The following is a 20,636-nucleotide window of genomic DNA, read 5'->3' as shown; positions in this document are numbered from 1 at the left end:
GGCCCGCCGCCGGTCACGACGCGGGCTGCGCGAGCAGGTCCAGGGCCCGGTCGCGCAGCGTGACGGGACTCGTGGTCTCGTCCACGTCGAGCCAGCGCACGCGGCGATCGCGGCGGAACCAGGTGTCCTGCTTGCGGACGAGCCGACGGGTGCCGACCACGGTGGCCTCGACGGCCTGCTCGCACGTCATCGTGGAGTCGAGCACGGCGAGCGCCTGCTCGTAGCCGATGGCGCGACGGGCGGTGACGCCGCGGTCGAGGCCGTGCTCGCGCAGGCGTGCCGTCTCGGCGAGCAGGCCCTGGGAGACCATCGTGTCGACCCGACGCGCGATGCGCTCGTGCAGCGCCGCCCGCTCGCGCCGGAGCCCGAGCTGGACGGTGCCGGCCTCGTGGTGGACGGGGCGTGGCAGGAAGGCGCGGAAGCTCCGGCCGGTGAGCTGGCCGACCTCGAGGGCCCGCACGATCCGGCGGGTGTCCTGGGGGCCGATCAGGGCGGCGGCCTCCGGGTCGCTCGTGGCGAGCTCGCGATGCAGCGCGGCGGGGCCGATCTCGCGGGCGCGCTGCTCGAGGCGTCCGCGCACAGCGGCGTCGGTGGGCGGGAACTCGATCTCGTCGAGCAGGGCCCGGACGTACAGCCCCGACCCCCCGACCACGATGGGGGAGCGCCCGCGTTCGCGGATCGCGGAGAACGCGGCCCGTCCCTCGCGCTGGTAGCGGGAGACGCTCGCCTCCTCGGTCACGTCGAGCACGTCGAGCAGGTGGTGGGGCACGCCGCGACGCTCGGCGACGGTGATCTTGGCGGTGCCGATGTCCATGCCGCGGTAGAGCTGCATCGCGTCGGCGTTGACCACCTCCCCGTCGAGGGCGAGGGCCAGCTCGACGGCGAGGTCGGACTTGCCCGTCGCGGTCGCGCCGACGACGGCGATCAGGGGCGGACGGGGCATGCGCCCCAATCTACCGAGAGGGCGGCAGGGTCGCCCTGCCGAGGGACGCCGGGGTCGCCTCGTCGGCCGTCTCGAGGGAGTCCAGGCACGGCGGAAGCGGCGAGGGTACTGTGGGCGGTCGCGGCGCCCGTGCGCCCCGTTCCCGTGTCCCTTCGAAGGAGCCCAGGTGACCTCCCCGACCGACTATCGACTCCCCGACGACGACAGCTCCCTCGAGGCGCTGTCCCTCCAGCGCGTCGAGGCGTGCCTCGAGCGTCATGGGTATGCGTTCATCGAGGACGACGAGCACCCCGACATCCTGCGGGCGCGCTTCGACTCCTACCCGTTCCTGTTCCTGCTCGCGGGCGAGCACAAGACCATCCTGCAGACGCGGGCGCGCTGGAACCACTCGGTCGACGTGGCGCGCAAGGTCGAGATGGTCAAGCTCTGCAACGAGTGGAACATGAACCGGATCTGGCCCAAGGTCTATGTGCGCCGCGAGGCGGAGACCGTGCTGGGCATGTACGGCGAGGTCGCGATCGACTTCGGCACCGGCGCCAAGGACGAGCAGATCGACCGCTCGATCGAGTGCGGCCTCACCACGATCATCTCGTTCTTCCACGATCTCGAGGAGCGGCTCGGCTCGAGCGTCGACGAGCTCGACGACTGACCTCCGGGCGCGGCGCGCCCGGCCCTGCCGGCCGACGGCGCCCCGGCCCGGGCGTCGCGCGGCCGCGCCGCTCAGCGAGGGCGCAGACTCGGCAGGCCGAGGGTGACCGGCCCCCGCGGAGCGGGTGACGAGGTCCCGCAAGCGCCCGTGCCGCACGCGTCGTCGGGCTCGGCCCGGCGACGTTCCCACTCCTCGCCGCTGCGGGTGCGGCGCACCGAGAAGGCGCGCGGGTCGCGCGTCGCGGCCGTCGTGCCCAGGGCGCTGTCGGCGATCAGGTAGTGGGGCGCGCCGCGCGTGACGGTCGCGGTCACGACGTCACCCGGGCGGGGGCGCTCGGAGGCGGGGAGGTCCTCGGGCAGGGCGAGGTGCACGAGGCGGTTGTCGCGGGCACGCCCGGACACGCGGTGGGTCTCGCGGTCGCGCTCCCCCTCCCCCTCGGCGATGAGGACCTCGACGAGGCTGCCCTCGAGGCGGCGGTTCTCCTCGGCGGCGATGCGGTCCTGGAGCGCCGTGAGCCGTTCGTAGCGCTCCTGGACGACGGCCTTGGGGACCTGGTCGGCCATCGTGGCCGCGGGCGTGCCGGGCCGGATCGAGTACTGGAACGTGAAGGCGCTCGCGAAGCGCGAGGCCTCGACCACGTCGAGGGTCGCCTGGAAGTCCTCCTCGGTCTCCCCCGGGAAGCCGACGATGATGTCGGTCGTGATGGCCGCCTCGGGGATGCGGTCGCGCACCCGGTCGAGGATGCCGAAGAACCTGCTCGAGCGGTAGGAGCGTCGCATCGCCTTGAGCATCCGATCCGAGCCCGACTGCAGCGGCATGTGCAGCTGCGGCATGACGGCGGAGGTCTCGGCCATCGCGTCGATCACGTCGTCGGTGAACATCGCCGGGTGCGGCGAGGTGAACCGGACCCGCTCGAGGCCCTCGACCTCGCCGCAGGCCCGCAGCAGCTTCGCGAAGGCGGCGCGATCGCCGAACTCGACCCCGTAGGAGTTGACGTTCTGGCCCAGCAGGGTCACCTCGATGGCGCCGGCGTCCACGACGTCGCGGACCTCGGCGAGCACGTCGCCCGGGCGGCGGTCCTTCTCCTTGCCGCGCAGCGACGGGACGATGCAGAAGGTGCACGTGTTGTTGCAGCCCACGGAGATCGAGACCCACGCGGCGTACACGCTCTCGCGGCGGGTGGGCAGGGTCGAGGGGAAGACCTCGAGGGACTCGAGGATCTCGACCTGGGCCTCGTGGTTGTGCCGCGAGCGCTCGAGCAGCACGGGCAGGGAGCCGATGTTGTGGGTGCCGAAGACGACGTCGACCCACGGGGCCCGCTCGACGATGCCCGAGCGGTCCTTCTGGGCCAGGCAGCCGCCCACCGCGATCTGCATGCCCGGGTTGGCGCGCTTGGCGGGCCGGAGGGCCCCCAGGTTGCCGTAGAGCTTGTTGTCGGCGTTCTCGCGCACGGCGCACGTGTTGAAGACGACCACGTCGACCTCGCCGCGGGAGGCGTCGGAGCCGGCGGGGGCGGGCACGTAGCCCGCACCTTCGAGCAGGCCCGTGAGGCGCTCGGAGTCGTGGACGTTCATCTGGCACCCGAAGGTGCGCACCTGGTAGGTGCCGCGGGGCGGATCGGCGGGGGCCGGGGCCTGCGGGGCGGCCGGGGCAGGGCTGTGCGGGGCGGGCACGGTGATCGACATAGTGGCTCCAGGGTACGGCGGTCCGCGCGGCTCCCGCGGTCAGCGACCGGTCACGGCGCGCAGTTCGGTCGAGATCACGCGCAGCGCGAGAGCGCCGTCGTAGCCCTTGCGACGCAGCAGGGCGTCCAGGCGCCGGGCGACCTTGCCGCGCATCGAGCCGTCGGTGTCCTCGCGCAGTGCTCGCTCGTCGCGCGCGAGGCGCGAGCGCACGAGGGCTCGGGCGCGGTCCTCCTCGTCGGTCTCGCCGAGGGCGAGGGCGGTCGCGATGAGGTCGCCGGCCACGCCGCGGGTCTCGAGCTCACGGCGCAGGGCCTCGTCGGACAGGCCGCGCAGCTCCCGGCGCTGGGCGACCCAGTCCCGGGCGAAGGCCGCGTCGTCGATCAGCCCGGCCCGGGCCGTGCGGGCGATCGTCTCGGCCGCGACCGCGCGCGGCACCTCACGCTCGCGCAGACGGGCGCGCAGCTCGTGCTCGGAGCGCCGGCGCGCGGACAGCAGGCGCAGCAGGTAGCGGCACTCGTGCACGACGGCGCGGTCGAACGCCGCCTCCTGCTCGGTCACGGTGCGCGGGCCCTCGGCGACGAGGGCCGCGCTGCGGCGCTCGAGGGCGTGGACGACGGCCCGGCGCGGATCGCTCCGGGCCGGGCCGTCGTCGTGCGGCGAGGTCATCGCTGACAGGGGACGCGGGACCGTCAGATGGTCGCCGGGACGTCCTCGTCGAGGAACTCGTCCTCGCCGAGGGCGTCGGCGGCCTCCTCGACGGCCTGCTCCTGGGCGTAGGCGCCGACCCCGAGGGTGCGCAGGATCTTGTGCTCGATGTCGACCGCGAGATCCGGGTTGTCCTTGAGGAACTGGCGCGCGTTCTCCTTGCCCTGGCCCAGCTGGTCGCCCTCGTAGGTGAACCAGGCGCCGGACTTGCGGACGATGCCGTGCTCGACGCCCAGGTCGATCAGGCCGCCCTCGCGCGAGATGCCCTCGCCGTAGAGGATGTCGAACTCGGCCTGCTTGAAGGGCGGGGCCATCTTGTTCTTGACCACCTTGACGCGCGTGCGGTTGCCCACGGAGTCCTGGCCGGACTTCAGGGTCTCGATGCGGCGGATGTCCATGCGGACCGAGGCGTAGAACTTCAGCGCCTTGCCGCCGGTCGTGGTCTCGGGGCTGCCGAAGAACACGCCGATCTTCTCGCGCAGCTGGTTGATGAAGATCGCGGTGGTGCCGGTCGAGGACAGGGCGCCGGTCAGCTTGCGCAGCGCCTGGGACATGAGGCGGGCCTGGAGACCCACGTGGGAGTCGCCCATCTCGCCCTCGATCTCGGCCTTGGGCACGAGAGCGGCGACCGAGTCGATCACGATCACGTCGAGGGCGCCCGAGCGCACGAGCATGTCGGCGATCTCGAGGGCCTGCTCGCCCGTGTCGGGCTGGGAGACCAGGAGGGCGTCGGTGTCCACGCCGAGCTTCTTGGCGTACTCCGGGTCCAGGGCGTGCTCGGCGTCGATGAACGCGGCGATGCCGCCGTTGCGCTGGGCGCTCGCGACGGCATGGAGCGCCACCGTGGTCTTGCCCGAGGACTCGGGGCCGTAGATCTCGACGATGCGGCCGCGCGGCAGGCCGCCGATGCCGAGGGCGACGTCGAGGGCGACGGAGCCGGTGGGGATGACCTCGACCGGCGGCCGGGAGTCGTCTCCCAGGCGCATGATCGACCCCTTGCCGAACTGGCGGTCGATCTGGGCGAGGGCGTTGTCGAGAGAGGACGCGCGATCCTTGCTCGCCGAGACGGCGGACTTCGGTGAGGCGGCGGACTTCGATGCGGGCATGTCTTCATTCCTTCCACGGGGCCGGGGGTCCGGCGTGCGATGACCGTGATGTCACGCTAGGCGAGGGGTCCGACACTCGGGCCGGCGGACCGGATGCGTGGGGACAAGTGGCCGGTGTGGAGGGGTTCCGCGCGAGACGAGACCGATCGACAGCTCCGGGGTGGGTGCCGCGAGCGGCTCCTCCGACCGACAGCGACCACTGTACCCGAACAGATGTTCGAATGTCGCGCTCCGTCGCGGCGACGGTCACGGCGTGTCGCGGCGCGCCTGACCGCTCCCACCTCGTGCCGAGGGAGGGCTCGCTCCCCGCCGGCGCCGCTCTCAGCGGCGGTGGCGCTGGTCGGGCGGGATCTCCCAGCGTCGGGACTCGGGGACCTCCATCGCGTCGCACAGGGCGTTCCACACCCGGCGCACGTCCTCGCCCTCGGCGAGCGCCGCCTGGGCGGTGCGCCCACCGAGCGCGGGGAGGACCAGCTCACGCGTGTAGGTCGCGGCGAGCGTCGGCCCGAAGACATGGCCGGACAGCGCGGAGAACTCGCTGCGGCGCACGGATCAGTGCGCGCCCACGAGGGCGCGCGGGGCATCGCCCTCGGTGAGCTCGACGGGGACCGTGTCGGGCACGGACACGCCCTCGGCCGCGGCGATCCGGTCGGAGACCTCGCGCAGGACGAAGGACAGCGGGAGCCCGAGGGCCTCGGTGACCGAGGCGAGGAGCTCCGAGGAGGCCTCCTTCTGGCCGCGCTCGATCTCGCTCAGGTAGCCGAGGGAGACGCGGGCGTCGGACGACACCTGGCGGAGGGTACGGCCCTGGTTGCGGCGTGCGTCCCGCAGGACGTCGCCGAGCTCCTGACGGAAGACGACCATCGTGCGGCCTCCCTTCGCGGTCGTGGGCGCCTGCGGCGCCGGTGGCTGTGCGGATACGGCCTTCGGGGACTGCGGAGGGACCGCCGGGAGAAGTCCCGGACGACCCTGGCGCAACGTGCCCGCCGGTCGCACGACGGGCGTGCGGCCCATCGGACGGTCGGGACGACGTGCGCTGGTGTGCGGGGTGTTGCTGGAGGTGCTCATCACGAACAGTGCAACGCACGGGGTCCCGTCGGTGTTCCCGATCCTACGAGGCGGCGCCTGAAGGCTTCCTCAGGTCCGCGCTGCGAGCCTCGCCGGTGCCGCGCCGGCGCGCCCGACGGGCCTCGCAGGGCGCCGCTCGTCAGGACCGCCCGTCGTCCCTGACCTGCGCGAGCGCCTCGTCGAACAGGGCCAGGCCGGCGTCGACCGTCTGCCGGCGCACCTCGGCCCGGTCGCCCACGAGATGCAGCTCACGCACGTCGACCGTGCCCCACGCGGCGTCGGCCAGGGCGACGAAGACGGTGCCCTGGCCGATCCCCCGCTCGTCGGGGCCGGGACCGGCGACGCCCGTCGTCGAGACCGCGAGGTCCGCGTCGTAGGCGCGCAGCGCCCCGCGGGCCATCGCCGCCGCGACCTCGGCCGTGACCGCGCCGGTCGCGGCGAGCACGTCGGCGTCCACGCCCAGCAGCCGGGTCTTGGCCGCGAGCGAGTAGCACACCGCCCCGCCGACCACGCACCGGCTCGCGCCGGGCACGTCGACCAGGCCCGACACGAGGGCGCCGCCGGTCAGGGACTCCCCCGTCGCGAGGGTGCGGCCGCTCTCGGTGGCGTGCGCCACGATGCGGGCCGCGCGCGGGTCGATGCCGTCCTCGGCGAAGGCGCGGGCAGCCCAGGTCATCGACGCTCTCCGGATGCGAGGGCCTCGCGGCGCAGGCGGAGACCGTCGCGCAGGTTCACCAGGCCCGACCAGATCGTCAGCACGAAGGCGATCGTGACGAGCGCGAGCCCGATCCACGCGGCGGGCGGCCACCACAGCTCGAGCGGCAGCAGGCAGTACGTGATCGCGATCGACTGCATCATCGTCTTGGCCTTGCCCGCGAGGTTCGCGGGCAGCGCCCCGTACTTCAGGATCGTGAAGCGCATGAGCGTGATGCCGAACTCGCGCAGCAGGATCAGGATCGTCATCCACCAGGGAACGTAGTCCCACACCGACAGCATGACGAACGCGGCGCCCGTCATGCCCTTGTCGGCGATCGGATCGACGATCTTGCCGAAGTCCGTGATGAGGTTCCGGCTGCGCGCGAGGTGCCCGTCGAGGTAGTCCGTGAACATCGCGACCACGAAGATCGCGGTGATCACGAAGCGGCCGGGCACGGAGTGCTCGTAGAGCGCCGCGACCACGATGAACACCGGCACCATGACGCACCGGATCATCGTGAGGATGTTGGCGATGTTCCACAGGGGCACGGGTGCCGTGTCCGGCGGGGATGCGGGGGCTGTCATCGTCTCTCCTCGTGTCGTGGGCTCGGCGGGCTCATCGGCCCGTGAGCTGCCAGGCGTCCTCGTCGTCGTCGGACGCCTCGTCGCCGTCGTCGTACTCGGTGGCGACGTCGTCGTCCCGACCCTCCAGGACGTCGCTGCCGTAGCGGTCGGCGCCCTGTCCGTCGTCGGCGGGGCCGCCGCCCGTCGGGCCGCCGCCGGCCGTGCTCGCGCTCGGGGGACCGTCGTCCCCCGTGATGCGGGCGAGCGCCTCGGCGAGGTCGTCGGGATGCACGAGCACGTCGCGCGCCTTCGACCCCTCGGAGGGACCGACGATCTCGCGGGACTCGAGCAGGTCCATCAGGCGCCCTGCCTTGGCGAAGCCGACGCGCAGCTTGCGCTGGAGCATCGAGGTCGAGCCGAACTGGGTGGTGACCACGAGCTCGGCCGCGCGCACGAGCACGTCGAGGTCGTCGCCGATGTCGTCGTCGATCTGCTTCTTGGCCGCGGTGACCGTGACGTCCTCGCGGTAGTTGGGCTTCATCTGCTTCTTGACGTGGTCGACGACCTTGTGGATCTCCGACTCGTTGACCCACGCCCCCTGCACGCGCATCGCCTTGGCATGGCCCATCGGGTGGAAGAGGGCGTCGCCCTGGCCGATGAGCTTCTCCGCGCCGGGGCTGTCGAGGATGACGCGCGAGTCCTGGAGGGAGGACGTCGCGAAGGCGAGGCGGCTGGGCACGTTGGCCTTGATGATGCCCGTGACCACGTCGACGCTCGGGCGCTGCGTGGCCAGCACGAGGTGGATGCCGGCGGCGCGCGCGAGCTGGGTGATGCGCTGGATCGACGCCTCGACGTCGCGCGGCGCGACCATCATCAGGTCGGCGAGCTCGTCGACCACGACGAGCAGGTAGGGGTAGGGCGCCAGGCGCCGCTCGCTCCCGGGCGGCGGGGCGACCTCGCCCGCGCGCACCGCCTTGTTGAAGTCGTCGATGTGCTTGAAGCCGAAGGCCGCGAGGTCGTCGTAGCGCGCGTCCATCTCCTTGACGACCCATTCGAGGGCCTCGGCGGCCTTCTTGGGGTTGGTGATGATGGGCGTGATGAGGTGCGGGATGCCCTCGTAGATCGTGAGCTCGACGCGCTTGGGGTCGACGAGGACCATGCGGACCTCCTCGGGGGTCGCGCGCATCAGGATCGACGTGATCATCGAGTTCACGAAGCTCGACTTGCCGGCGCCGGTGGCGCCCGCGACGAGCAGGTGCGGCATCTTGGCGAGGTTCGCCGTCACGTAGCCGCCCTCGACGTCCTTGCCCACGCCCATCACCATCGGATGCTCATTGCGGGTCGCGATGGGGCTGCGCAGCACGTCGCCCAGGGCCACGGTCTCGCGGTCGGTGTTGGGGATCTCGATGCCGATGGCCTTCTTGCCGGGGATCGGCGAGAGGATGCGCACGTCCGCGCTCGCAACCGCGTAGGCGATGTTCTTGCTGAGCGCCGTGACCTTCTCGACCTTGGTGCCCAGGCCCAGCTCGACCTCGTAGCGGGTCACGGTCGGTCCGCGCGTGAAGCCCGTGACCTCGGCGTTGATCCCGAACTGCTCGAACACCTCGCCGAGCGCCTCGACCACGCGGTCGTTGGCCTCGCTGCGCGTCTTGTGGGGCGGCCCCTCGATGAGGAACTCGGAGTCCGGGAGGGTGTAGACGACGTCGCCTGCGAGCTCGAGCTGCTCGCCCGCCCGGGGAAGATCGCCGAGCGGCGGCGGCACGAGGTCGGGCGCGGACGGCGCCTTCGCGGCCGGGCGGCTCTGGGCGGGGGCCTCCTCGGCGCGCGTGGCGCCCGCCGGCATCGGCGTGGTCGCGCCCGGGAACGACTTCGCGCGCCGGTTCTCCTCGGAGATGACGTCGTAGACCTCGGTCTCGTCCTCGGTCGTCTCGGCGGTCTCCGCCGCCTCGGGCTCGACGGGGCGGCGGGACCGGGAGCGGCGGCGCTTGGGGGCCGCCTCCTCGGCGGCGTCGACCCCGCGGGCGAAGGCCTCGTCGCCCGCGTAGCCGAAGCCGTCGTGGTCGCGCTCGGCCTGCTCGTCCTCGTCCGACGTCTTGCGGCGCGGGCTGCGGCGCTTGCGCCCGGCGGGCTCGGCGGCCTCGGTCTCGGCGGCGCTGGCCGAGGCACGACGCGGGCGCAGTCCGAAGGCCTCGCGCTCGGCGTCCTCGTCCTCGCTGCGGCCGACGAGGGTCTGGTAGGCGCCGCGCAGACGGCTCGGGAGCGACTCGACGGGGGTGGCCGTCAGGACCAGCACGCCGAAGAAGGCGACGACGGCGTAGAGCACGACCACGGCGACGGGCGGCACGAGCGACGCCACGGGCGCGGCCGCGAGGTAGCCCAGCACGCCGCCGCCGTGGGCGAGCGCCGAGATGCCGTCGGCGGGAGCGGGCATGCGCGCGGCGATCGAGGCGATCGCCGCGAGCGCCGTCAGCAGGATCGCCATTCCCAAGGCGATGCGCGAGTTCGCGCGCACCAGGTCGGGACGCCGGAACATGCGCAGCGACCAGCCGGCGAGCAGGAGCGGCAGGACCACCGAGATGATCCCGAAGGTGCCTGCGGTGACCGTGTGCACGGCGCCGAAGAACGCGCCCGGCACCTGCCACCACTCGCGGATCGCGACGAGCGCGGCGAGCAGCAGCAGGAACAGCGCATAGCCGTCCCGGCGCTGATCGTGCGCGACCTCCCAGCGGGCCACGCCGATGCCGCGGACGACGCCGCCCACGGTCCGGGCCACGCCGAGGTACCCGGCGCGCACAGCGCGCACCGGGAGGGGAAGCGTCGACGGGTCGTTCGCGCCACCGCCTCGAGCACCGCGCGAGGACGCGGACGAGGTGCGGGACGAGCCTTTCGACGCACGTGCGGGGGAAGACGTACGTGTCGCCATGGACCTCAATCTACCGTGCCGCCGCGTCGAGACCCGAGGGGCGGCGGCTCAGGTCACCCCGCGCTCACCCCGCGCCGCCGACTCGTCCCTCGCCGACGGCTCCGGCCTCACGCCTCGACGACGACCCCGTTCATGCCGCCGTCTCCTCGCGCTCGCCCTGCGCCGCCGGCTCGTCCCTCGCCGACGGCTCCGGCCTCACGCTTCGACGACGACGGGGATGATCATCGGGCGGCGGCGCAGACGCGAGACGTAGCGGCCGACCACGCGCCGCATCACCTGCTGCAGCTGATAGGCATCGCGCTTGTTGGGCGAGTCCGCGACCGCCTTCTCGAGCGCCTTGACGATCTCGGGCTTGATCTTCTCGAACACCTTGTCGTCCTCGGCCACGCCGCGGGCGTGGATCTCCGGGCCGGCGAGCAGCGCCCCGGTCTCCGAGTTGACCACCGCGAAGACCGAGATGAAGCCCTCGTCGGAGAGGATGCGACGGTCCTTGAGATCGGCCTCCGAGACCTCGCCCACGCTCGAGCCGTCGACGTACACGTAGCCGTTGGGGATCTCCCCGACCACGCGGGCGACGCCGTCGCGCAGGTCGACCACCGAGCCGTCGCGCGCGAGCACGATGTTCTCGGCGGCCACCCCGGAGGACTCGGCGATGCGCCCGTTGGCGATCAGGTGGCGCACCTCGCCGTGCACCGGCATCACGTTGCCGGGACGCACGATGTTGTAGCAGTACAGGAGCTCACCCGCGCACGCATGCCCCGAGACGTGGACCCGGGCGTTGCCCTGGTGGACCACCTCGGCGCCGAGCGCCATGAGCGAGTTCACGATCCGGAAGACCGAGTTCTCGTTGCCGGGGATGAGCGAGCTCGCGAGGATCACGACATCGCCCTCCCCCACCGAGATCTGGTGGTCGCGGTTGGCGATCCGGCCCAGCGCCGCCATCGGCTCGCCCTGGCTGCCCGTGCACATGAGCACGATGCGGTCGTCGGGGAAGTCGTTGATCTTCTTGACGTCGACGAGCGTGTCCCGCGGGACCGTGAGGTAGCCCATCTCCTGGGCGATCTTCATGTTGCGGATCATCGAACGGCCCACGAACGCGACCTTGCGGTGGTGCTGGGCGGCGGCGTCGAGGACCTGCTGGACGCGGTGCACGTGGCTCGAGAACGAGGCCACCACGATCTTGCCGCGGGCGCGGTCGAACACGGTGTCGAGGCTCGGCCCGATCTCCCGCTCCGACCGCACGAAACCGGGGACCTCGGCGTTGGTCGAGTCGACCATGAACAGGTCGACGCCCTTCTCGCCGAGCCGCGCGAAGGCGCGCAGGTCCGTGATCCGGCCGTCCAGCGGCAGCTGGTCCATCTTGAAGTCGCCCGTGTGCAGCACGGTGCCCGCGCTCGTCGTGATCGCGACGGCCAGGGCGTCGGGGATCGAGTGGTTGACCGCGACGAACTCGAGCTCGAACGGCCCGAGCCGCTCGGTCTGGCCCTCCTTGACCGCGAGCGTGTACGGCTTGATGCGGTGCTCCTTGAGCTTGGCCTCGATGAACGCGAGGGTCAGCTGGCTGCCCAGGAGCGGGATGTCGGGCTTGAGGCGCAGGAGGTACGGGACCGCGCCGATGTGGTCCTCGTGGCCGTGGGTCAGGACGATGCCGACGATGTCGTCGAGCCGGTCCTGGAGGTAGTCGAAGTCGGGCAGGATCAGGTCCACGCCCGGCTGGGACTCCTCGGGGAACAGGACGCCGCAGTCGACGACGAGGATCTTGCCGTCGATGTCGAAGATCGTCATGTTGCGGCCGACGTCGCCGAGGCCGCCGAGGGGGATGATCCGCAGGGTGCCGTTCTTGAGGCGGGGTGGCTGGTTGGGGTGCGAGGTGAACGCGATGCTCACAGAGTCCTCCGGGAGGTGGGGCTGACAGGGGTGATGCCCTCGGCCGACTCGAGCACCTCGGCGAGCGCCGCGGTCTGGGCGGCGGTGGCGGGGGCGAGCGGGCCGCGGACGGCGGCATGGGGGAGCAGGCCCTGCAGGTGCAGGGCCGTCTTGGCGGCGACGACGCCCGGGAAGCGGCCCATGACGGCCTCGACGAGGGGCGCGAGTCGGGCGTGCACGGCGCGGGCACGGGGCAGGTCGTCCGCGTCGACCGCGGCGACCAGCTCGGCCTCGAGGGCGGGCGCGACCTGGCCGACGACCGACACGATGCCCGCGCCGCCGATCGCGAGCCACGGCAGGTTCAGGGCGTCCTCGCCGCTGTAGTAGGCCAGCTCCGTGGTCGCCATCAGGAGCGTGGACTGCTGCAGGTCGCCCTTGGCGTCCTTAAGGGCGACGATCCGCGGATGCGCGGCGAGGCGACGGATCGTGTCCGCCGCGAGCGGCACCCCGGAGCGGCCCGGGATGTCGTACAGCATGACGGGCAGCTCGGTCGCGTCGGCGACGGCCTCGGTGTGCACGATGATGCCCTCCTGCGAGGGCTTGGAGTAGTACGGCGTCACCACGAGCAGGCCGTCGATCTCGAGCTCGGCGCTGCGCCGTGCGAGGGCCACGCTGTGCCGGGTGTCGTTGCTGCCCACGCCCGCGAGGATGGTGACCGCGGGACCGACCGCCTCGCGCACGGCCCGCACGAGGGCGCACTTCTCGTCGTCGCTCGTCGTGGGCGACTCCCCCGTCGTGCCGCCCAGCACGAGCAGGTCCACGCCCTGGTCGACGAGATGGACGGCGAGCGCCTGGGCGGCCTCGAGGTCGAGGGCCTCCGTGTCGGCGGTGAACGGCGTGACCATGGCCACCCCGTTGGCCCCGAAGGGACGCGTCGGGACGGTGTCGCTGCTGCTCATGGGGGTTCTCCTGGGTTCGGTGCGGGGCGTGGCGAGGCCGCCGCTCAGGGGGCGATGCGGCCGCCCTCGTCGAAGGCGGCGAAGGTCATCGGCATCGCCTGGGCGAAGTGCTGTTCCATCCGTTCGGCGACCATCTCGATCTCCCGCTGCGGGAAGGAGGGGAACGCCGCCCCGTCGCGCCGGGTGCGCAGCGACAGGAAGTTCATGAGCGAGCGGGCGTTCATGGTCACGTACATCGAGGAGAACAGGTTCAGCGGCAGCACCGTGCGGGCGACCTCGCGTGCGACGCCGGCCTCGAGCATGCGCCGGTAGGAGGCGTAGGCCTCCTCCGAGCGCGCCCGGACCTCGGCGTCGACGAGAGCGTGCTGCTCCTCGGTGCCCGGCTGGAACTCGTACGCCCCGGGCTTGCCGACCTGCACGAGGCGACGCTCGCGCGCGGGCACGTAGAAGACGGGGCGCAGCTCGCGGTAGCGGCCCGACTCCTCGTTGTAGCTGGCCATGCGGTGGCGCATGAACTCGCGGAACACGAAGATCGGGGCCTCGACGAAGAAGGTGAACGAGTTGTGCTCGAAGGGGCTGCCGTGGCGGTCGCGCATGAGGTAGCGGATCAGGCCCTGGTCCCGGGCGGTCGCATCGGTGTTCGCCGCCGCGAGCGACTTCTCGCCCTGGGTCGAGACCCGCGCGGCGAAGATGACGTCGCTGTCCTGGGCGGCGCCGCGGACGAGCTCGACGGTCATGTCGGACCGGAAGACGATGTCGCTCATGGTCCCCCAGCCTAGTCGAGCACCGCGCGGATCACCGCCCGCGACGGTCCACGACCAGGTGTCCGTCGCGTGCGGACACCTCGATGTCGTCGAGGGAGGTGACGAGCGCCTCGGCGAGCGGCTGCAGATCCCCGGCCGCCGTCGTCGTGGTGACGGCCAGGGTGCGCGCACCGGCCTCCCGGCCCGAGCGCAGACCGCCCACGGCGTCCTCGATCACGAGGGCGCGGGACGGGTCGACGCCGAGCCGCTCGGCGCCCAGGCGGTAGGGCTCCGGGTCGGGCTTGCCCGTCGTGACCTGGTCGGCCGTGACGATCGTCTCGGGGACCGGGAGCCCGGTGACCGCCCAGCGGGCCTCGAACAGCCGTCGCGTGCACGACGTCACGATCGTCCAGGCGGGGCGTCCGAGCGCCTCGGCGGCGCGCTCGAGCTCCCCGAGCACGCGATGCGTGCCCGGGAGCACCACGACGCCGTCGACGTCGTCGACCTCCATGTCCTCGATGCGCGCATGGGCCCGGGCGATCGCCTCCTCGTCGAGATCGGGGAAGGCGCCGCGCAGCACCTGGGCGGCGGGCATGCCGTGCAGGTCGGGGGTGAAGGTGCGCGAGGAGCCCATCTCGCCGAACAGGCGGTTCCAGGACCGCAGGACGGCGGGGGCCGAGTCGATGAGCGTCCCGTCCATGTCGAGGAGGAGGGCGTCGACCTCCATCGGCAGCGCGTCGGTGATCTCGGGAGCGGGCACGGCGGTCTCGGTCATGCCCTCACGCTCTCACACGCACCGGCGCCCGTCGTCGATCCGGGCCCGTGATCCGGGCGTCATCGGCCCCGTGGCCGCCGACGCCCGGATCACATCACCCGGCCCGCCCGCGCGACGTGCTCTCAGACCAGCTCGATGACCGCGTCCGCGTCGTTGAGCACGATCACGGGGGTGACCGTCGGGTGCCCCGCGCGGCGGACCTTCTCGAGGTCCACGCCCAGCAGGGGCGTGCCCGAGGTGACGTGGTCGCCGGCCCGGACGAGCGGCGTGAAGCCGTCGCCCTTCATGTCCACGGTGTCGAGCCCGACGTGGATGAGCACCTCGGTCCCGTCGTCGAGGACCATCGCGACGGCGTGCCCGGTGTCGAAGACGTGCTGCACGGTCCCGGCGGCGGGCGCGACGACCTCGCCGGCGGTCGGCTCGACCGCGACGCCCGGGCCCATGAGCTGCTGGGAGAACGTCGGGTCCGGGACGTCGGCGAGGTCCACGACGCGACCGGGCAGCGGCTGGCGCAGACGGACCAGATGGCTCGTGCGCGTGGCCGTGGCGCCCGTGGCGGCGCCGTCCGCGCCGTCGGCGTCGGCGCGCTCGGGCCGGGCGGCCGAGGCGGATGTGACCGGCTCGGCCTCGCCGCTCATGATCGCGTCCATCGCGTCCTTGACGAACTGCACGTTCAGGCCGTAGATCACCTGCACCGAGCCGCGGCCGGGCCGCATGACGCCCGCGGCGCCGTGCGCCTTGAGCGCCGCGTCGTCGATCACGCCGGTGTCGGCCACCTGCATGCGCAGGCGGGTCGCGCAGTTCTCGAGGTCCAGGATGTTCGACGCCCCGCCGAGGGCGTCGAGGAAGGCGGTCGCGGTCGCGAGGTAGGCGTTCTTGCCCGTCCCGGCGGCGGCGCTCTCCTCCTCGGGCGCGTCGTCCTCACGGCCCGGGGTCTTGAGGTCGAAGCGAACGATCATGAAGCGGAAGACGAGGAAGTAGACGACGAACCAGAAGGCGCCCATCACCGGGATCATCCACGGGTTCTCGGCCATCGGGTTCACCCAGCCCAGGATCAGGTCGATGAAGCCGCCCGAGAAGCCGAAGCCCATCCGGACGGGGAGCGCGGCGCTCACGGCCATCGAGATGCCCGTGAACAGGGCGTGCACGACGTACAGCGGGGGCGCGAGGAACATGAAGGAGAACTCGAGGGGCTCGGTGACCCCGACGAAGAACGAGGCGACCGCGCTCGAGAGCAGCACGCCGGCCGCGACCTTGCGGCGCGTGGTCTTCGCCGTCACGTACATCGCCAGGGCCGCGCCGGGCAGCCCGAACATCATGACGGGGAAGAAGCCGGTCATGTACTGCCCGGTGACGCCGTAGGTGCCCGTCCCGTTGAGGAAGTTGCCCAGGTCGTTGATCCCGGCCACGTCGAACCAGAACACCGAGTTCAGGGCGTGGTGCAGCCCCAGGGGGATCAGCAGGCGGTTCAGGAAGCCGTAGATGCCCACCCCGACCGGGCCGAGGGTCAGGATGAACTCGCCGAAGGCGACGAGCCCGCTGTACGCGAGCGGCCAGACGAAGAACAGCACGAGGCCGAGCACGAGCGAGGCGCCCGCCGAGACGATCGCGACCGACCGGCGCCCGGAGAAGAAGGAGAGCGCGTCGGGGAGCTTGGTCTCCTTGAAGTGGTCGTAGGAGTAGGCGCCGATGAGGCCGCACAGGATGCCGACGAAGACGTTCTGCACCTGGTCGAAGGCGGGGTTGACGCTGCCCTCGTCGATGCCGCGGAACAGGGCGACGCTCGCGGGGCTCAGCAGGGTGGTCACCGTGAGCCAGGAGACGAGCCCGGCGAGCGCCGAGGTGCCGTCCGGTTTGGTCGCCATGCCGATCGAGACGCCGATCGCGAACAGCAGGGGCAGGTTGTCGAGGATCGCGCCGCCCGCGGTCTTGAAGAAGACGCCGGCGAGGTTGCTGTCGTTGCCGGTGGCTGTCAGGATCCAGTAGCCGACGCCGCTCAGGATCGCGGCGACCGGGAGGACCGCGACGGGGAGCATCAGGGATCTGCCGAGTCGTTGGAAGAACTTCATCGTTGCCTCTCACGGGGGTGGACGGGATATCCACGCACGACTGAAACTGATTGTTTGAATGGGGAAACAGTCAGTAACGAGCATCATGGTGCAGCGCGGCCGGATCGGCAACCCTCCGCGCGCCCTCGCCGCAGCCGCCGGCAGAGGCGCGGCCGGGCCCGCAGGTCAGCGGCCCGCGCGTGACGAGGATCATGGCATGCCTCGGGCCCTCCCCATGGTCGCCGGCCGTGCCGCCGTGGGCGCACCCGTAGGGTGAGGCCGTCATGTCGAGCGCCGTCCCCTCCCCCGCCGCGCCCGCGCCGAGCGCCGAGGTCGCCGCGATCCGTCGTCGCGGATTCTCGGTGGGCCTCGCGACCGGCCTCTACGGCCTGTCCTTCGGGGCTCTCGCCACCTCGTCGGGTCTCGACGTGTGGCAGGCGGTCGTGCTGTCGGCCGTGCTGTTCTCCGGCGGCAGCCAGTTCGCCTTCATCGGCGTGGTCTCGGGCGGCGGCTCCGCCGTGGGCGCCGCCCTCGCCTCCGTGCTGCTGGGCATCCGCAACTCCCTGTACGGGCTCATGCTCGCCCGTGAGCTGCCGCGGGGCGGGTGGAGAGGCGCGGCCCGCTCCCTGCTGACGATCGACGAGTCGACGGCGACCGCCCTGTCGGGCTCCACCCGCGAGGCCACCCGAGCCGGCTTCTGGGCGGCGGGGGTATGGGTCTGGGTGTTCTGGAACCTGTTCTCCCTCGTCGGGGCCCTCGCCGGACAGTTCGTGGCCGACCCCGGCGCGTGGGGCCTCGACGGTGCGGCCGCCGCCGCGTTCCTGGCCCTGCTGTGGCCGCGCCTGCGCTCCCTCGACGTGGTCGCCATCGCGGTCGCCGCGGCCTTCGTCGCCGCCCTGACCACACCGGTCCTCCCGGCCGGGCTGCCGGTCGTGGCGGCCGCGCTCGTCGCGGTCGTGGTCGGAGCGCTGCCGGGCAGGAGGCGGCCATGAGCATCCTGTGGATCGCCGTGATCGTCGCGGCGCTCGCGAGCTTCGCCCAGAAGTGGCTCGGCTACCAGGTGCCGCCGAGCGTCCTGGATCGGCCCGTCGTCGCGCGCGTGACGACGCTCCTGCCGGTCGCCCTGCTCGGTGCGCTCGTGGCCACCCAGACGGTCACGAGCGGGTCCCAGCTCGTGCTCGACGCGCGGGTCGCGGGCCTCGTCGTCGCCGCGCTCCTGCTGTGGCGACGGGCGCCCTTCCTCGTGGTCGTGATCGCCGGGGCCGCGGTCACCGCCGGGCTGCGCCTGCTCGGCCTGCCCTGAGGGCCGCGCGGACCGCGGACCTCTCCGGGCCTCAGCGGGCGGCGCGCTCGAGGTCGATGGCCCGGCGGATCGAGGCGCGGGCGTGCCGGCGGTCGCGCAGGGCGTCGTAGGCCAGGCCCACCCGGTACCACGCGCGCCAGTCGTCCGCGGAACCGTGCTCGAGGTCCTCGCGCGCCCGCTCGAACTCCTGCCGCGGCGCGAGCGGCTCCTCCTCGCCGGCCCCGTCCCGGGCGGGCGCGTAGGCCCGGCCGAGGCGCGCGGCGGCCATGCCGAACAGGACCTCGCGCCACGTGACCCACACGGTCAGCGCGAGCAGGATCGCGACGCCGAGGGCGAGCCCCCAGCCGACCAGCCCGCCCGCGCGGGCGAAGCCGACGGCGATCCAGCCGAGGCCCCAGGCGTAGATCGCGGTGAGCACGACCATGACCGCGGCCATGAGGCGCTGGCGCATGTCAGTCCAGCTCCATGTACCCGTCGAGGCCGACGGTCAGGCCGGGGTGGGAGGCGACCTCGCGGATGCCGAGCAGGACGCCGGGCATGAAGCTCACGCGGTCGAAGGAGTCGTGGCGGAGGGTGAGCTCCTCGCCGACGCCGCCGAACAGGATCTCCTCGTGGGCGACGAGGCCGCGCAGGCGCACGGCGTGGACGTGGATCCCGTCGACGACGGCCCCGCGCGCCCCGTCGGGGTCGCTCCGGGTGCGGTCGGGCACGGGGCCGAGGCCCGCGCTCGCGCGCCCGCTCGCGATCGCCGCCGCCGTGTGGCGGGCGGTCCCCGAGGGGGCGTCGAGCTTGTCGGGGTGGTGCATCTCGATGATCTCGGCGCTCTCGTAGTAGCGGGCCGCGACCTGCGCGAACCGCATCGCGAGCACGGCGCCGATCGCGAAGTTGGGGGCGATCAGCACGCCGAGGCCCGGTCGCTCGGCAAGCGCGTCGCGGACCTCGGCGAGGGCGTCCTCGTCCCAGCCGGTGACCCCGACCACGGCGTGCAGGCCGCGCTCGATCGCCCACCGCACGTTGTCGCGCGTGGCGTCGGGCACGGTGAGGTCGACGACCACCTGGGCGCCCGCGCGCACGGCCTGCTCGCGGTCGTCGCCGCGGCCGATGGCGGCGACCAGCTCGAGGTCGGGGGCCTGCTCGACGGCGTGCACGGCGGCCGCGCCCATGCGGCCCGCGGCGCCGAGGACGGCGACGGCGATGGAAGTGCTCATGGGGTGGTTCCTCCTGGACTGGGGTGGGATCTCAGGCGGCGTCGGCGGGGCCGACGTCGACGCGGGTGGTGAAGGACGAGGCGAGGCGCGCGGCGAGGTCCTGCACGTCGCCCGCGCGCACGGAGGCGAAGCGGGCCACCGCCTCGTCGACATCGGTGTAGCGGCCGTGGACGAGCTCGGCCGTGCCGAGACGGCCCATGCGCGAGGACGTGTCCTCGAGGCCGAGCGCGAGCGAGCCCGTGATCTGGCCGAGGGCCCGGCGCATCTCGTCCTCGGTCACGCCGTCGCGGCCCATGGCCGTCAGCTCCGCGGCCATCAGCTCGACGACCTGGGCGGTGCGGGAGGGGCGGCACGCGGCATAGAGCCCGAACAGCCCCGCGCCGCGGTAGCCGGCGCTGAAGGAGTACACGGAGTACGCGAGGCCGCGCTCCTCCCGGATGTGCTGGAACAGGCGGGAGGACATGCCGCCGCCCAGGATCGACATGAGCACGCTCATGACGTGACGCTCGCCGCTCGTGGCGGTGATGCCCGGGCCGCCCAGGTACACGTGGGTCTGCTCGGTGTCGCGCGCGAGGCGCAGCGGCACGAGCGCGGCCGCGTCGCCGGCGCCCGGGGCCGGGTCCTCGCCGTCGGGGCGACGCGGGTCGGGCGTCGCGCCGTCGGCGAGCTGCCAGCCGCCGTCAGCCAGGCGCTGGCCGAGCAGCGCGGCGAGCGCGTCGTGGTCGAGGTCCCCGACCGCGGTGACCACGAGGTTCGCGGGCCGGTAGTGCTCGGCGTAGTGGTCGCGCACGTCCGCGGCCGAGATCGCGCCGACGGTCTCGGCGGTGCCGCCGACGGGACGGCCCAGCGCCGTGTCGGGGCCGAGGACCTGCGCGAGGAAGGTCTCGTAGCCGACGTCGGTGGGGTCGTCCTCGGCCATCGCAAGCTCCTCGAGGATCACCTCGCGCTCGGTCGCGAGCGCCTCGGGCGCGAGGGTGGCCGAGGTGATCATGTCCGCGAGCACATCGACGGCCAGGGGCAGGTCGGCGCTGCGCACGCGCCCGTAGTAGAAGGTGTGCTCCTTGGCGGTGACGGCGTTGGACTCGCCCCCGACCTCGTCGAAGGCCTGGGCGATGTCAAGCGCGCTGCGCCGCGCCGTGCCCTTGAACAGGAGGTGCTCGAGCACGTGGGTCGAGCCCGCGTGGGGCGCGCTCTCGTCGCGCGAGCCGACCGGGAGCCACATGCCGATGCTCACGGAGCGGACCGAGGTGTCGGTCTCGGTGAGCAGGCGGACCCCGCCGGGCAGGATCGAGCGGCGGACGAGGGAGCCGTCCTCGGCGAGGATCAGGTCGGAGGCGGCATCGGACATCGGGAGGTCGACAGGCACCGGAGAATCCTCCCACGAAGCGGCGCCGG

Annotated in this window: 20 protein-coding genes; 3 read left to right on the top strand and 17 right to left on the bottom strand. The window is 72.8% G+C overall.

Annotated elements, in window-relative coordinates; genetic code table 11:
- Positions 1-13 precede the first annotated feature (13 nt).
- On the bottom strand, positions 14-943 hold the full coding sequence (miaA, locus tag BRM3_RS07745; RefSeq protein ID WP_263592759.1) for a tRNA (adenosine(37)-N6)-dimethylallyltransferase MiaA: 930 nt from the start codon (positions 941-943) through the stop codon (positions 14-16).
- 166 nt (positions 944-1,109) lie between these two features.
- Between miaA and BRM3_RS07740 the strand changes: the two genes are divergently transcribed.
- Positions 1,110-1,592 carry a YbjN domain-containing protein gene (locus BRM3_RS07740; RefSeq protein ID WP_263592758.1) on the top strand — a complete coding sequence of 161 codons (483 nt, stop codon included), beginning with the start codon at positions 1,110-1,112 and terminating at the stop codon, positions 1,590-1,592.
- Between the two features lie 71 nt (positions 1,593-1,663).
- On the opposite strand, the gene miaB is transcribed toward BRM3_RS07740, so the two are convergent.
- From miaB to nagE, 13 genes are all read right to left on the bottom strand, one after another.
- Positions 1,664-3,277, bottom strand: a complete 1,614-nt coding sequence (miaB, locus tag BRM3_RS07735; protein ID WP_263592757.1) for a tRNA (N6-isopentenyl adenosine(37)-C2)-methylthiotransferase MiaB — start codon at positions 3,275-3,277, stop codon at positions 1,664-1,666.
- A 39-nt stretch (positions 3,278-3,316) separates the two neighbouring features.
- The gene (locus BRM3_RS07730) at positions 3,317-3,943 is read right to left on the bottom strand and encodes a regulatory protein RecX (RefSeq protein ID WP_263592756.1); all 627 of its coding nucleotides are present in this window, start codon (positions 3,941-3,943) and stop codon (positions 3,317-3,319) included.
- A 23-nt stretch (positions 3,944-3,966) separates the two neighbouring features.
- On the bottom strand, positions 3,967-5,088 hold the full coding sequence (recA, locus tag BRM3_RS07725) for a recombinase RecA (RefSeq protein ID WP_263592755.1): 1,122 nt from the start codon (positions 5,086-5,088) through the stop codon (positions 3,967-3,969).
- Between the two features lie 321 nt (positions 5,089-5,409).
- On the bottom strand, positions 5,410-5,637 hold the full coding sequence (locus BRM3_RS07720) for a DUF3046 domain-containing protein (protein ID WP_263592754.1): 228 nt from the start codon (positions 5,635-5,637) through the stop codon (positions 5,410-5,412).
- 3 nt (positions 5,638-5,640) lie between these two features.
- Complete coding sequence (locus BRM3_RS07715; RefSeq protein ID WP_263592753.1) at positions 5,641-5,952, bottom strand: helix-turn-helix domain-containing protein; 312 nt, start codon at positions 5,950-5,952, stop codon at positions 5,641-5,643.
- Between the two features lie 343 nt (positions 5,953-6,295).
- The gene (locus BRM3_RS07710) at positions 6,296-6,832 is read right to left on the bottom strand and encodes a CinA family protein (RefSeq protein WP_263592752.1); all 537 of its coding nucleotides are present in this window, start codon (positions 6,830-6,832) and stop codon (positions 6,296-6,298) included.
- Entirely contained in the window at positions 6,829-7,437 is a 609-nt protein-coding gene (gene pgsA / locus BRM3_RS07705; protein WP_263592751.1) for a CDP-diacylglycerol--glycerol-3-phosphate 3-phosphatidyltransferase, read from the bottom strand. Before pgsA ends, BRM3_RS07710 begins: the two co-directional genes overlap by 4 nt.
- A gap of 31 nt (positions 7,438-7,468) precedes the next feature.
- On the bottom strand, positions 7,469-10,219 hold the full coding sequence (locus tag BRM3_RS07700; protein ID WP_263592750.1) for an FtsK/SpoIIIE family DNA translocase: 2,751 nt from the start codon (positions 10,217-10,219) through the stop codon (positions 7,469-7,471).
- Between the two features lie 315 nt (positions 10,220-10,534).
- Positions 10,535-12,226 carry a ribonuclease J gene (locus BRM3_RS07695; protein ID WP_263592749.1) on the bottom strand — a complete coding sequence of 564 codons (1,692 nt, stop codon included), beginning with the start codon at positions 12,224-12,226 and terminating at the stop codon, positions 10,535-10,537.
- Complete coding sequence (gene dapA, locus BRM3_RS07690) at positions 12,223-13,164, bottom strand: 4-hydroxy-tetrahydrodipicolinate synthase (protein WP_263592748.1); 942 nt, start codon at positions 13,162-13,164, stop codon at positions 12,223-12,225. The genes BRM3_RS07695 and dapA overlap by 4 nt, the downstream gene beginning before the upstream one ends.
- Positions 13,165-13,208: 44 nt before the next feature.
- Positions 13,209-13,928 carry an FAD-dependent thymidylate synthase gene (gene thyX, locus BRM3_RS07685; protein ID WP_263592747.1) on the bottom strand — a complete coding sequence of 240 codons (720 nt, stop codon included), beginning with the start codon at positions 13,926-13,928 and terminating at the stop codon, positions 13,209-13,211.
- Between the two features lie 31 nt (positions 13,929-13,959).
- Entirely contained in the window at positions 13,960-14,682 is a 723-nt protein-coding gene (locus BRM3_RS07680; RefSeq protein ID WP_263592746.1) for an HAD family hydrolase, read from the bottom strand.
- A 122-nt stretch (positions 14,683-14,804) separates the two neighbouring features.
- Positions 14,805-16,718, bottom strand: coding sequence for an N-acetylglucosamine-specific PTS transporter subunit IIBC (gene nagE, locus BRM3_RS07675; RefSeq protein ID WP_263592745.1), 1,914 nt, complete (start codon positions 16,716-16,718; stop codon positions 14,805-14,807).
- A gap of 296 nt (positions 16,719-17,014) precedes the next feature.
- Here nagE and BRM3_RS07670 point away from each other — a divergent pair, with 296 nt between their 5' ends.
- Both BRM3_RS07670 and BRM3_RS07665 read left to right on the top strand, forming a co-directional pair.
- Positions 17,015-17,722, top strand: coding sequence for an AzlC family ABC transporter permease (locus BRM3_RS07670; RefSeq protein ID WP_263592744.1), 708 nt, complete (start codon positions 17,015-17,017; stop codon positions 17,720-17,722).
- Positions 17,719-18,033: an AzlD domain-containing protein gene (locus tag BRM3_RS07665; RefSeq protein ID WP_263592743.1), complete on the top strand. Its 315-nt coding sequence runs from the start codon at positions 17,719-17,721 to the stop codon at positions 18,031-18,033. The genes BRM3_RS07670 and BRM3_RS07665 overlap by 4 nt, the downstream gene beginning before the upstream one ends.
- A gap of 31 nt (positions 18,034-18,064) precedes the next feature.
- On the opposite strand, the gene BRM3_RS07660 is transcribed toward BRM3_RS07665, so the two are convergent.
- From BRM3_RS07660 to BRM3_RS07650, 3 genes are read right to left on the bottom strand one after another with little or no spacing between them, the layout of a single operon-like run.
- Entirely contained in the window at positions 18,065-18,484 is a 420-nt protein-coding gene (locus tag BRM3_RS07660; protein WP_263592742.1) for a hypothetical protein, read from the bottom strand.
- Position 18,485: 1 nt separating this feature from the next.
- On the bottom strand, positions 18,486-19,241 hold the full coding sequence (gene dapB, locus BRM3_RS07655; RefSeq protein WP_263592741.1) for a 4-hydroxy-tetrahydrodipicolinate reductase: 756 nt from the start codon (positions 19,239-19,241) through the stop codon (positions 18,486-18,488).
- A 31-nt stretch (positions 19,242-19,272) separates the two neighbouring features.
- Positions 19,273-20,607 carry a M16 family metallopeptidase gene (locus BRM3_RS07650; protein ID WP_263592740.1) on the bottom strand — a complete coding sequence of 445 codons (1,335 nt, stop codon included), beginning with the start codon at positions 20,605-20,607 and terminating at the stop codon, positions 19,273-19,275.
- Between the last annotated feature and the right edge of the window lie 29 nt (positions 20,608-20,636).

The organism is Brachybacterium huguangmaarense (genome assembly GCF_025725725.1).
Lineage (GTDB): Bacteria > Actinomycetota > Actinomycetes > Actinomycetales > Dermabacteraceae > Brachybacterium > Brachybacterium huguangmaarense.
The sequence above is the reverse complement of the archived record's forward strand: the minus strand, read 5'-3'. Positions and strand labels throughout refer to the sequence as shown.

Excerpts from the sequence above, each read along its gene's own strand:
- BRM3_RS07710 (WP_263592752.1), bottom strand. The coding sequence starts at position 6,832 with ATGACCTGGGCTGCCCGCGCCTTCGCCGAGGACGGCATCGACCCGCGC.
- pgsA (WP_263592751.1), bottom strand. The coding sequence starts at position 7,437 with ATGACAGCCCCCGCATCCCCGCCGGACACGGCACCCGTGCCCCTGTGG.
- BRM3_RS07670 (WP_263592744.1), top strand. The coding sequence starts at position 17,015 with ATGTCGAGCGCCGTCCCCTCCCCCGCCGCGCCCGCGCCGAGCGCCGAG.
- BRM3_RS07680 (WP_263592746.1), bottom strand. The coding sequence starts at position 14,682 with ATGACCGAGACCGCCGTGCCCGCTCCCGAGATCACCGACGCGCTGCCG.
- dapB (WP_263592741.1), bottom strand. The coding sequence starts at position 19,241 with ATGAGCACTTCCATCGCCGTCGCCGTCCTCGGCGCCGCGGGCCGCATG.
- BRM3_RS07660 (WP_263592742.1), bottom strand. The coding sequence starts at position 18,484 with ATGCGCCAGCGCCTCATGGCCGCGGTCATGGTCGTGCTCACCGCGATC.
- miaB (WP_263592757.1), bottom strand. The coding sequence starts at position 3,277 with ATGTCGATCACCGTGCCCGCCCCGCACAGCCCTGCCCCGGCCGCCCCG.
- BRM3_RS07665 (WP_263592743.1), top strand. The coding sequence starts at position 17,719 with ATGAGCATCCTGTGGATCGCCGTGATCGTCGCGGCGCTCGCGAGCTTC.
- nagE (WP_263592745.1), bottom strand. The coding sequence starts at position 16,718 with ATGCTCCCCGTCGCGGTCCTCCCGGTCGCCGCGATCCTGAGCGGCGTC.
- miaA (WP_263592759.1), bottom strand. The coding sequence starts at position 943 with ATGCCCCGTCCGCCCCTGATCGCCGTCGTCGGCGCGACCGCGACGGGC.
- BRM3_RS07730 (WP_263592756.1), bottom strand. The coding sequence starts at position 3,943 with ATGACCTCGCCGCACGACGACGGCCCGGCCCGGAGCGATCCGCGCCGG.
- BRM3_RS07715 (WP_263592753.1), bottom strand. The coding sequence starts at position 5,952 with ATGGTCGTCTTCCGTCAGGAGCTCGGCGACGTCCTGCGGGACGCACGC.
- thyX (WP_263592747.1), bottom strand. The coding sequence starts at position 13,928 with ATGAGCGACATCGTCTTCCGGTCCGACATGACCGTCGAGCTCGTCCGC.
- dapA (WP_263592748.1), bottom strand. The coding sequence starts at position 13,164 with ATGAGCAGCAGCGACACCGTCCCGACGCGTCCCTTCGGGGCCAACGGG.
- recA (WP_263592755.1), bottom strand. The coding sequence starts at position 5,088 with ATGCCCGCATCGAAGTCCGCCGCCTCACCGAAGTCCGCCGTCTCGGCG.